This window comes from Flavobacterium sp. UBA6135, from assembly GCF_002428305.1.
Classification (GTDB): domain Bacteria; phylum Bacteroidota; class Bacteroidia; order Flavobacteriales; family Flavobacteriaceae; genus Flavobacterium.
Window position 1 is genome coordinate 1 of the sequence record NZ_DIVJ01000049.1, and the last position, 12,174, is coordinate 12,174.

Below are 12,174 nucleotides of genomic sequence, written 5' to 3' on the forward strand. Positions count from 1 at the left end.
CTCTAAAAGTAACTGTTGCTGAACCTGTAGCTCCACAATCATCACTTAAACCATCAAAGTTAGAACTCCAATTTACAACACCACAATTATCAGTAGCTGTTGCTCCCCCATTAGAACTTAACCATGCCGCTAATGCTGCTTGATTTCCATCACCATCACATTCAACAGTTTGATTGGAAGCTGATGTCCCAATGGTAGGGTTCTCTGTATCTGCTACTTGAATTTCTCTACTACATGAAGAAGTACATCCCGTTTGATTAGTTAAGGTTAAACTTAAAACAAACGAACCTCCACAATCACCTGTAGTAACTGTTACATTTTGAGATGAAGTACTTCCTACAATAGAAGCATCACCTGAAATTGACCAAGAATAGCTACCGTTTTCCGGTGCTGAAAAAGTTACTTCCGTATTCGGACAAACAGAATCGCTACCAAAAATTTCACAAGTTGGCACTATTCCTAAAGGACCTAAAGCGATATCTTCTAATGCTGCTGTTAAAGAAGTTGAATTTCTTGTTTCAACCAAGAAAGTACCTAAACAAGCATCTAATTCTGTGTTTAATAAGGCCAAATCAATTTTTCCCTCAAAGAAGGTTCTTGCAGGATACGGATCTCCAATGGATCCTCCTTTAGGACGATAGTTCCAAGAAGCAGGTGAAGGTACCGAAGCATTATTTACAACAGCAGCTAAACCTGCGGTTGGAACTGGGGTTGGAGTAGTGTTTAAAGCACCATTCTGCCATAAATAAGCATTTATAGTTGCTACTGAACCTCCGTTTGAAAATTCACTAATTAATAAAATATCACCGTTTTGATGAACTCCGTTAAATCCTCCTCCGTTGATTCCGCTTTTGCTTACGGGACTTTGCAGAATCCAGATTCCAAGAGCTGCTGTACCATTATTGGCAAATCGATCCGCAAAAAAATACAATACTGTACCGTCCAGATAAAAACCAATATTTGAAATGTTGTTTTTATCATTGGCACCACCTTTGGTCCAAACCCATTGGTTGATTTGCTGAATGTCCTTTGAACCACCAGTCCAGATATCATCTGTTCTGTCTGTTGGGTCACTAATTTTTCCTGCTATATTTGCAGGATTACTTAAAACTGCAGGCCAATCATTTGGATTACCATCTAAGGTAATTGTTTGTCCTGAAACAAAAAAAGTTGACATAAAAACCAAAGCCAGCATTAAATAATTTGCTTTGCTTTTCAGATTTTCAATTTTGTCAAAATTTTTGTTTAAAATTCTTTGGATACCGTTGGCAAAATTATTTTGCCAACAAAAAGTATCACTTTCTTTTTTTGATGTACTTTTTTTCATATTACGTTATTTGGTTAAACATTATCTAACTCGATTATAAGTAGATGGGTTAATAAAAGCATGCACATATTGCATAACTTTCAGCAAACAAAGTAAAGTCACCAATCCAAAAAAAATTTACAAATTAGTTGAACTAGTAAAAAAAGTCGTTGAAAAACACTGCCGATTCATTTAATCGTTAAAAAAAGCAGTTTAACGAGTGACATTTAAACGTATTATTATTAAAAAAGCAGTTTTTTATTCATTTAAATGAATATTTTATTGCAAATTAATTAAATTCAACCCGTTGGGTGTAATTATTTAATTCAAGATTATTTTGTTTTTTTACCACGAATTCTCGAATTATAAATTAATCAAACGCAATAATTTGTTCATCTTCGATGAAAATTCGAAATAAATCGAATAATTATTATAAAAAATTAGTGAATTAGTGGCAAATTTATTTCCAAAATTTAATTACACCCAACGGGTTAAATTCAGGTATTCTTTAATAAATCTGAAATTATCGTATATAAGACCTCTTTATCCAAAGGTTTTGAAATGTATTTATTCATTCCTATCTCAGAAACCTTTACTTTTGTGCTTTCCATCACATCTGCGGTTACTGCAACTATTGGAATGTCTTTTTTAGATTCACCGGCTGCTCCGGCTCTAATTGCTATTGTTGCTTCATAACCATCCATAACAGGCATTTGTAAATCCATTAAGATGATATCAAAATGACCTTCCTGCAACGCCACCAAACATTCCTCCCCGTTATTGGTAAAAACAACTTCAGTGTTTTGCCATTTTTTTAGAATCATTTTTAATACCATTTGATTCATGGCATTATCCTCAGCAACCAAAATTCGTTTTCCATTCAAATCATAGGTTTCCGGTTGTTGTACAACATCTTTTGATTCTGCAAGTGGTATAACTTCAAAATGCAATATCACTTTGCTCACCGTGCCCTCATTTACTTTACTTTGAATAGCTATAGAACCTTGGTGTAAATCAGCTAGATGTTTCACAATAAACAACCCCAATCCCAAACCACCATATTTTCGCTTGTCAGTGATATTTTCTTGTGAAAAAGAATCATAAACTGCCAACAACTTTTTAGCATCAATCCCAACTCCACTATCTGCAACGGATATCTCCAAAGCAATTTGGTTGCCTTTCACCGCTTTGCAGGAAACGGTCAACGTAATAAATCCTTCAGCCGTAAACTTAAAAGCATTACTCAATAAATTATAGATAATTTGCGTCAAACGAAACTTATCACCCAACAATTGAGCCGGCAAATCCGTAGCTAAAAGTGCTTCTAACTTTAAATCCTGATCTTTTGCTCTATTGTGCATAGTACCAATCATATGCTCCAAAAGGGGTCGCAACAAAAACGGCTCTTTATCCAACTGTAACTCCCCTTTTTCTATCTTCGAAAAATCCAAAATATCGTTTACTGAGCTCAAAAGATTATAGGAAGAGTCTTTGATCATCATGGCATTTTTCTGCACAATAGGTTCTGTGGTTTCTTTCATCAAAATTTTAGACAAATTCAAAATAGCATTCAAAGGAGTTCGCAATTCATGACTGATGTTGGAAAGAAAATAGGTCTTCATATCATTCATTTCTTCTGCTTTTTGAAGGGCTATGCCTTGCATTTCCTCCCGTTCATCACGTAATTTTCTTATTAAGTTTGCCATGGATAACGATAAGAAAACAACCTCCAAACCGGTGCCCAATTTCGAACCGTTTTCCGTCCAAAAAGTAACCGGCAACACACTGAAATTTTTTAATATAAAAACCACAAATCCAGCAATTAAAAAGAAAATACCTATAGCAAAAAAATAATCAACTTTTCGGGTCTTTACATAAATTACTACTACAGACGAAATAATTAACAACAGCAATAGCAACCCAAACAAGTTAGCCAGCGGATAAGAATAAGCCAAAGCACCAGGATGAACAAACAACGAAATCAATAACAAGAAGTCCAAAACATAAACCACATAAAATGCACTATTCAAAAAGGAACTATATTCTTTTACTTTCAAAAAAACCTGAGCATACCTCCCTAAAAAGAAATTGGCGATACAAGCAGAAAGAATTACCGCATTTAATGACAGCCAGCCCGAACTTGGGGTTATAAATTGAAAAAACAATCCATCTAATGAAAATTGTAGCAAGCCAATAAAAACAACATACAAACTGTAGTATAAAAAACTGCGTTGTCCAAGAGCAAAAAAGAAAAACAAGTAAATAATAGCCGCAATACCTAAAATCCCATAAAAAACGCCAAAAACCAATTGCTCAAACATACTGGTTTCCATCAAGTTCTCATAAGACCGCAACACCAATCCGGCATTAATTGCCTCGCCATCACTCTTCAAATGAAGGTAATATTGGTTAGTTGTATTAGGTGCAATCGCCACTTTAAAAATGGTTTTCCTGTTTTTAAAATCGCGTTGCGAAAAAGGAATAGCATCACCGCTTACTTGTTTGGTTATAACACCGTTTGCATCGATAGTATACAATTCAGCTACATCAACAATAGGCCGACACGCCTCTAAAAAATAGATTTTAGTAGTAGTTAATTCATTGCGTATCGAAAAACGCAACCAATAATGGTCAGAAGTAAATCCTAAATCAGTTGTGCTGTTGGGCAAGGTTGCAAACCAATTGGCATCCAGTTGCAATACAGCATCAAGTGAAATCGATTCAGCACCCAATCGGGCAAGTGTAGCATAAGGATGCAGCGACACTTGTTCAAAAGTGCTCTCCGGTTTAATTATAAATTGACTTCTAACAGAACTACTTAATAAAATAAAAAGTAGCAGTACACAGTGATGGAATTTACAAAACGTAGCGGTATAATTTGGTTTCAAAAAGAGGTAAATTTGTGGTATTAGTCTGTTAAAAATAAAGAAATCAATCGAATAAATTCAACACCATTACTTTTTTTAACAATTGTTCTATTTTAACTTGGAAGAAATAGCAATTGGTTTTGCCCATAAATCAACAAATCCTTGAAAAATTTAGATAAGGATAAGTAGCAAAAAAAAACAGCCTCTGGCAGATTTCATATATGCTGGTAGCATTCTGAAAGATTATGTACAGACAGATTATGTACGGACAGGTCGCGACCTGTCCACTCCCATCAACACCAAAAAAACCCTATTTATTTGATTTTTAGTATCTTGTATTAATTTTAAGAAAATTTTTATGCTAAAAAGAACACTATTAATCGAAAACAAAGCCTCACTTTCCACTAAAAACCTACAACTCGTAATCAAAACAGAAACAAGGGAAACTACCGTGCCTGTTGAAGATATCGGGTTTTTAGTAATTGACAATGTCGAAACATACATTAGCATTCCGGCAATGAATCTGATGATTGAAAACAATACAGCCATTATAATCTGCAACACCAATCACCTTCCTAATGGAATGTTCCTTAACCTCAACAGCCATCACATCCAACAAGAAATATTTCGCAACCAAATAGAAGCAAGCTTGCCATTAAAAAAACAACTTTGGCAACAAACAATAAATGAAAAAATTAAAAACCAAGGAATACTACTGCAGAAGATTACCAAAAAAAAGAACCACTTTGATTACCTCGCTTCAAAAGTTCAAAGTGGTGACACCACAAACATGGAGGGCGTTGCAGCCAGTCAATATTGGAAAACTTTTTTTGACCCAAACGACACCGAACTAGTGAACCAAATTAACTTCAAACGAGAACGTTTTGGAGACTACCCTAACAACTTTTTAAATTATGGCTATGCCATTCTTAGAGCGGCAACTGCCAGAGCATTATCTGGTAGTGGATTACTCAATACTCTTGGCATACATCACAAAAGCAAATACAATGCTTTTGCTTTGGCAGATGACATTATGGAACCCTTTCGTCCTATAGTAGATGAAAAGGTATATGAGTTAATGAACAACTACAAAGAGCAAGAACTAAACACACAGCTCAAATCTGAAATGCTGCAAATTCTAACGCGAACGGTCTATTTTAAAGAAGAGAAAAGTCCGCTGATGGTAGCATTACAAAAAACAGCAAGTTCGTTGCAACAATGCTATTCAGGAGATAGAAAAAAAATAAAATATCCAAAATTATGGAGCTAAACGGATACAGAATTATGTGGCTATTTGTATTTTTCGACTTACCAACAGAAACTAAGAAAGACCGACGAAATGCGTCAGGCTTTAGAAAGAACCTCTTAAAGGATGGTTTCAGTATGATGCAATATTCCGTATATGTGCGTCACTGTGCAAGTAGCGAAAGTGCAGACGTACATGAAAAACGAATAAACAAACTATTGCCACCTTTAGGTAAAGTAAGTGTTTTAAGAATAACCGACAAACAATTCGGAAATATTCTCAACTTCTGGGGAAAATGTGAAGTGCCTAAAGAACCGCAACCCACACAATTAGAGTTGTTTTAAACCTTTTTAAAAAAAACATCATCATCCCATCTCTCGGGATTGTTAGAAATATAATTGAATATATTCAAATAAGAAAATTCATTTCTAATGATATGATCATGAAAAGAGCGATGCCATTCAAATTCCTGAAAGCCTGCTTCATGAATTAATTTAGAAGTAGTTGTTTTCAAAGCCCCCATTAAACTCGACAACGATTTAATTTTGATCTCTTTATCTTTTACTTTTTGGCTATCTATTTCAAGAATAAGATGAAAATGATTAGGCATAATCACATAATTATGAATGTCAACATATGCATACTGACTCATCAACCAATTGATTCTTTCTTCTACCAATAAACCAAATTGATTTAATTCAACAACATGATTAATTTCGAAATCTTGATTTTGGGAATCTTGATTTTGGGAATCCTGTACGGACAGGTCGCGACCTGTCCCTACGCGTACTGTCCCAACGCGTCCTGTACCAACAATGATAACACGCCCCAAACAACACACATTATCTTTCACACAATTTGTAACGAAATACAAATTATTACTGGAATAATCGAATCCTTTCATTCGATTTCTTTTGCGATTTTTCATGGCTTGTACTATTTTATTGGCTTATATTATTTCAAAAATAAAGATAATAACACAACAAACAAAATATTTATAAAAATCCAAACAACAAGTTTTGTACGGACAGGTCGTGTACGGATAGGTCGTGTACGGATAGGTCGTGTACGGACAGGTCGTGTACGGACAGGTCGTGTACGGACAGGTCGTGTACGGACAGGTCGCGACCTGTCCTATTCAAATTCCATCACCCCATGAGGGACAGGTCGCGACCTGTCCCCACCCCTACAAACAAAAAAATGCCTCAATCACAGCTTATCATTCTGTAAAAGAGGCATTTTTTATCACGATATAACACTATATTCTCTTGAGTAGTAGAAGGTAACAGGCCAACTAATATCGTGTTTTCTAATCTNNATCTTTAATCAAACCACAACTGTTGAGTTGGGTACTTGTCAAGGTAGAAAAATATCGTGTTTTCTAATCTTTAATCAAACCACAACACCCGTTAGGTAGTGATAAAAGTATTTCCAATATCGTGTTTTCTAATCTTTAATCAAACCACAACAGCTCATTAGGCGACGCAATAGGTAATGCTAATATCGTGTTTTCTAATCTTTAATCAAACCACAACAGCAAACGCTAATTGATTTTTATATTAAGGAATATCGTGTTTTCTAATCTTTAATCAAACCACAACCGCCTGTTGTATTTACAGCTTCTTACCGTGAATATCGTGTTTTCTAATCTTTAATCAAACCACAACAAGCTTGGACATTCCTTAATCCGTTCGAACAATATCGTGTTTTCTAATCTTTAATCAAACCACAACGTAAAGTAATCCAGTCCCCACCTTGAAAATAATATCGTGTTTTCTAATCTTTAATCAAACCACAACACTTGTCCGATAGCAATAAAGTTGAATAGGAATATCGTGTTTTCTAATCTTTAATCAAACCACAACTGTAAATTGCTGGGCTTGTGACTCTGTCAAAATATCGTGTTTTCTAATCTTTAATCAAACCACAACTGAACTGCCTTTGCTTTATTTTCCGCAATAAATATCGTGTTTTCTAATCTTTAATCAAACCACAACGAACGTAAGGAGCAAATGGAAGCAACTTTAAATATCGTGTTTTCTAATCTTTAATCAAACCACAACATCATATTAAATTATAATTACTAAGATATAAATATCGTGTTTTCTAATCTTTAATCAAACCACAACCCCTTCTAATCTTTCAAATTTAATCAATTCAATATCGTGTTTTCTAATCTTTAATCAAACCACAACAAACTCCTTTCTGTTTGTAATAATTAATTTAATATCGTGTTTTCTAATCTTTAATCAAACCACAACGCATCAGGGAGTCGCAACCTAACTCAAACAAATATCGTGTTTTCTAATCTTTAATCAAACCACAACTGTTCTTTATAACTTTGAAGGATTAGCGAAAATATCGTGTTTTCTAATCTTTAATCAAACCACAACTTGTTGTAGAAGTTTTAATGAAATTCAAGAAATATCGTGTTTTCTAATCTTTAATCAAACCACAACCCGTTAACAACTCGGAATTGATTATGAAAAATATCGTGTTTTCTAATCTTTAATCAAACCACAACAAACTGTTTAACGTTAGTAATATTTTCCGAAATATCGTGTTTTCTAATCTTTAATCAAACCACAACTACAAGCCTTAGCGAGTGGCGATGCAATTGAATATCGTGTTTTCTAATCTTTAATCAAACCACAACACCCAACAAGAGGCAGGATTTACAACGTCTAATATCGTGTTTTCTAATCTTTAATCAAACCACAACGGGAGATTCCAGCTTTCATACATGATTGGAAATATCGTGTTTTCTAATCTTTAATCAAACCACAACGGAGCCAACACTTCTTATACAGAGGCGAAAATATCGTGTTTTCTAATCTTTAATCAAACCACAACCTTGATTCTGATTGTGAGTTGTTTCTTTTCAATATCGTGTTTTCTAATCTTTAATCAAACCACAACGTCAACACAGATCAAAGTATTAGAACACGGAACATCGTGTTTTCTAATCTTTAATCAAACCACAACTCAACTGCCTTTGCTTTATTTTCCGCAATAAATATCGTGTTTTCTAATCTTTAATCAAACCACAACTATCCGGATATGCTTTTGATTACGACATGAAATATCGTGTTTTCTAATCTTTAATCAAACCACAACTACTTTTATAACCTGAAAGTTCAAGAGCCAAATATCGTGTTTTCTAATCTTTAATCAAACCACAACTGCGGAATAACATACTCTGATTTATGTACTAATATCGTGTTTTCTAATCTTTAATCAAACCACAACATCATATCCATTTCCTTTTTGATTTTCAGAAATATCGTGTTTTCTAATCTTTAATCAAACCACAACGTTTCTTCAACTTGCTTTTGCGACACCTCAATATCGTGTTTTCTAATCTTTAATCAAACCACAACTCAAGTTCAACTATCTGATAACGAACCCCAATATCGTGTTTTCTAATCTTTAATCAAACCACAACTGAAATAAGTTAGCAATGAAATTGACTGCAAATATCGTGTTTTCTAATCTTTAATCAAACCACAACTGCGTACCACGAGCATTATAATTACCAATAATATCGTGTTTTCTAATCTTTAATCAAACCACAACTGGTTTCAGAGCGTTCCATACCGGTGTTATAATATCGTGTTTTCTAATCTTTAATCAAACCACAACTAAACACCCTCCAAACAAATGAGAGGCAAAATATCGTGTTTTCTAATCTTTAATCAAACCACAACAACGGAGTGAAACTTTACAAAACCATATTGAATATCGTGTTTTCTAATCTTTAATCAAACCACAACTTGTTTCAGAGCGTTCCATACCGGTGTTACAATAACGTGTTTTCTAATCTTTAATCAAACCACAACGTTGCTCTGGCATTGAAACATTTGGAAACCAATATCGTGTTTTCTAATCTTTAATCAAACCACAACCGATAACAATGTTTGGCCCGAAATAGCAAGAATATCGTGTTTTCTAATCTTTAATCAAACCACAACTGCTCAGCAACAATATTTGTCACGAATTTCAATATCGTGTTTTCTAATCTTTAATCAAACCACAACTATCAAAAAGATACACCTCTCCGGTAACAAACATCGTGTTTTCTAATCTTTAATCAAACCACAACACAGGTGGTTTGGCTAATGAGAATGGGGGTGAATATCGTGTTTTCTAATCTTTAATCAAACCACAACGCATCACGAGTTACAACATTTTCTTCACGAAATATCGTGTTTTCTAATCTTTAATCAAACCACAACAAATCTACATCGATACATTCTAAAAAGTCAAATATCGTGTTTTCTAATCTTTAATCAAACCACAACCTCTGTGTTGACAAAAGTACGCAAAAATCTAATATCGTGTTTTCTAATCTTTAATCAAACCACAACGGGAATGGAGCAACAAAAAAGGGTTAGTGAAATATCGTGTTTTCTAATCTTTAATCAAACCACAACAGCAAGGAAAGCCATTGTGAAGTCTTGCTTAATATCGTGTTTTCTAATCTTTAATCAAACCACAACACGTAATGTCTTAGAATCTTGGTATAATTCAATATCGTGTTTTCTAATCTTTAATCAAACCACAACGGACTTGCAAAGATGGTCCGCAACAAATTAAATATCGTGTTTTCTAATCTTTAATCAAACCACAACTGGGTCCTTGTTATATGCATCAATAACCAAAATATCGTGTTTTCTAATCTTTAATCAAACCACAACCGTTCGGGCGGTATTTTGAAAACGAATTTGAATATCGTGTTTTCTAATCTTTAATCAAACCACAACATAGCAACCGCTTTGAATTGCGTTTCTGAAAATATCGTGTTTTCTAATCTTTAATCAAACCACAACAAATCAATGGTAGTTTCAAGATCCGCAATAAATATCGTGTTTTCTAATCTTTAATCAAACCACAACCCACTGACGATTCAGAATCTCTAGTCACGGAATATCGTGTTTTCTAATCTTTAATCAAACCACAACAGCAAGGAAAGCCATTGTGAAGTCTTGCTTAATATCGTGTTTTCTAATCTTTAATCAAACCACAACACGTTTACCATTGCGGCTGCACCACCTTGAATATCGTGTTTTCTAATCTTTAATCAAACCACAACAGATGTAGCCAGTTTACGCATCAATTTAATAATATCGTGTTTTCTAATCTTTAATCAAACCACAACCCGTTGTTTGAAGATAAAAACCCTACAAAAATATCGTGTTTTCTAATCTTTAATCAAACCACAACCTGGCTTTGGTGAATACTTCTTTCATTTAAATATCGTGTTTTCTAATCTTTAATCAAACCACAACGGTTCTCCTGGTTTGGGTTTTAGTGTCTTGAATATCGTGTTTTCTAATCTTTAATCAAACCACAACGATATTCCACTGTATCTGAAGTTCCATCGCAATATCGTGTTTTCTAATCTTTAATCAAACCACAACTCCATTCAACAAAGTCAAACCTTCAGAAAAAATATCGTGTTTTCTAATCTTTAATCAAACCACAACGAACCGTGACATCTCAAAAATCATGGATGGAATATCGTGTTTTCTAATCTTTAATCAAACCACAACAACATTTTGAACGACCGATTGAGCATTTAAAATATCGTGTTTTCTAATCTTTAATCAAACCACAACATTGTTGGTCTAATGAAAACATATGATTTAAATATCGTGTTTTCTAATCTTTAATCAAACCACAACTCGTTGCCTTTGTACTCTATCTCAATATAGAATATCGTGTTTTCTAATCTTTAATCAAACCACAACACTACAACGTTACAAAGCTACTAATTACTAAATATCGTGTTTTCTAATCTTTAATCAAACCACAACTACAAGCGATGAAAAAATAAACATCACTTTAATATCGTGTTTTCTAATCTTTAATCAAACCACAACGGAGAGGAGTTTGTTTTTTTCCTTATACAAAATATCGTGTTTTCTAATCTTTAATCAAACCACAACTAAAGTAGCCGTATGATATGCCCATCACTTAATATCGTGTTTTCTAATCTTTAATCAAACCACAACGTCTGATTGGCAAACATTAAAATCAAAATTAATATCGTGTTTTCTAATCTTTAATCAAACCACAACTAATATAGCATCTATTAAATCAGTAGGTTCAATATCGTGTTTTCTAATCTTTAATCAAACCACAACACTGTATTGTCAATATTAATTTATTGGAAAATATCGTGTTTTCTAATCTTTAATCAAACCACAACATAACTTTGGTTTAAAAAGCCTCAGCGAACAATATCGTGTTTTCTAATCTTTAATCAAACCACAACGGACAATCAATTCAAGTAGGGAAAGAGGTAAATATCGTGTTTTCTAATCTTTAATCAAACCACAACCTTTTTACGGTGCATTGAAAGCTGCTGCATAATATCGTGTTTTCTAATCTTTAATCAAACCACAACTAAAAGTGCTGTTAAACGCATTTTTGGTTAAATATCGTGTTTTCTAATCTTTAATCAAACCACAACGTTCGTGTCTTACCTCTGTCATTGATTTGGAATATCGTGTTTTCTAATCTTTAATCAAACCACAACTTAGGTGCAGTGCTTCTCACAAACTTGATAAATATCGTGTTTTCTAATCTTTAATCAAACCACAACTGAGGTAACCATTTTTGGAACTATTTCATAAATATCGTGTTTTCTAATCTTTAATCAAACCACAACTATAATTTTGCAGATGATTTAGCAAGTACAAATATCGTGTTTTCTAATCTTTAATCAAACCACAACTGTTGCTCTGGCATTG

At 33.8% G+C, this 12,174-nt stretch carries 5 protein-coding genes and 1 CRISPR repeat array (1 of these 6 only partly in view); of the genes, 2 read left to right on the forward strand and 3 right to left on the reverse strand.

Annotation, left to right across the window (positions count from 1 at the left end):
* Both B3L86_RS12355 and B3L86_RS12360 read right to left on the reverse strand, forming a co-directional pair.
* Positions 1 to 1,327, reverse strand: a 1,327-nt coding sequence (locus B3L86_RS12355) for a chitinase N-terminal domain-containing protein (RefSeq protein WP_291119649.1), incomplete at its 3' end; no start/stop codon positions are given.
* A 476-nt stretch (positions 1,328 to 1,803) separates the two neighbouring features.
* Complete coding sequence (locus B3L86_RS12360) at positions 1,804 to 4,194, reverse strand: hybrid sensor histidine kinase/response regulator (RefSeq protein ID WP_291119659.1); 2,391 nt, start codon at positions 4,192 to 4,194, stop codon at positions 1,804 to 1,806.
* A 337-nt stretch (positions 4,195 to 4,531) separates the two neighbouring features.
* Between B3L86_RS12360 and cas1 the strand changes: the two genes are divergently transcribed.
* Both cas1 and cas2 read left to right on the forward strand, forming a co-directional pair.
* On the forward strand, positions 4,532 to 5,443 hold the full coding sequence (gene cas1 / locus B3L86_RS12365; protein WP_291119669.1) for a type II CRISPR-associated endonuclease Cas1: 912 nt from the start codon (positions 4,532 to 4,534) through the stop codon (positions 5,441 to 5,443).
* Entirely contained in the window at positions 5,434 to 5,763 is a 330-nt protein-coding gene (gene cas2, locus B3L86_RS12370) for a CRISPR-associated endonuclease Cas2 (RefSeq protein WP_188362120.1), read from the forward strand. The genes cas1 and cas2 overlap by 10 nt, the downstream gene beginning before the upstream one ends.
* Here cas2 and B3L86_RS12375 read toward each other — a convergent pair.
* The gene (locus B3L86_RS12375) at positions 5,760 to 6,347 is read right to left on the reverse strand and encodes a transposase (RefSeq protein WP_291119674.1); all 588 of its coding nucleotides are present in this window, start codon (positions 6,345 to 6,347) and stop codon (positions 5,760 to 5,762) included. The genes cas2 and B3L86_RS12375 overlap by 4 nt on opposite strands.
* 440 nt (positions 6,348 to 6,787) lie before the next feature.
* A CRISPR array of direct repeats spans positions 6,788 to 12,174; the repeat unit is 36 nt; unit sequence AATATCGTGTTTTCTAATCTTTAATCAAACCACAAC (it continues 443 nt past the right edge of the window).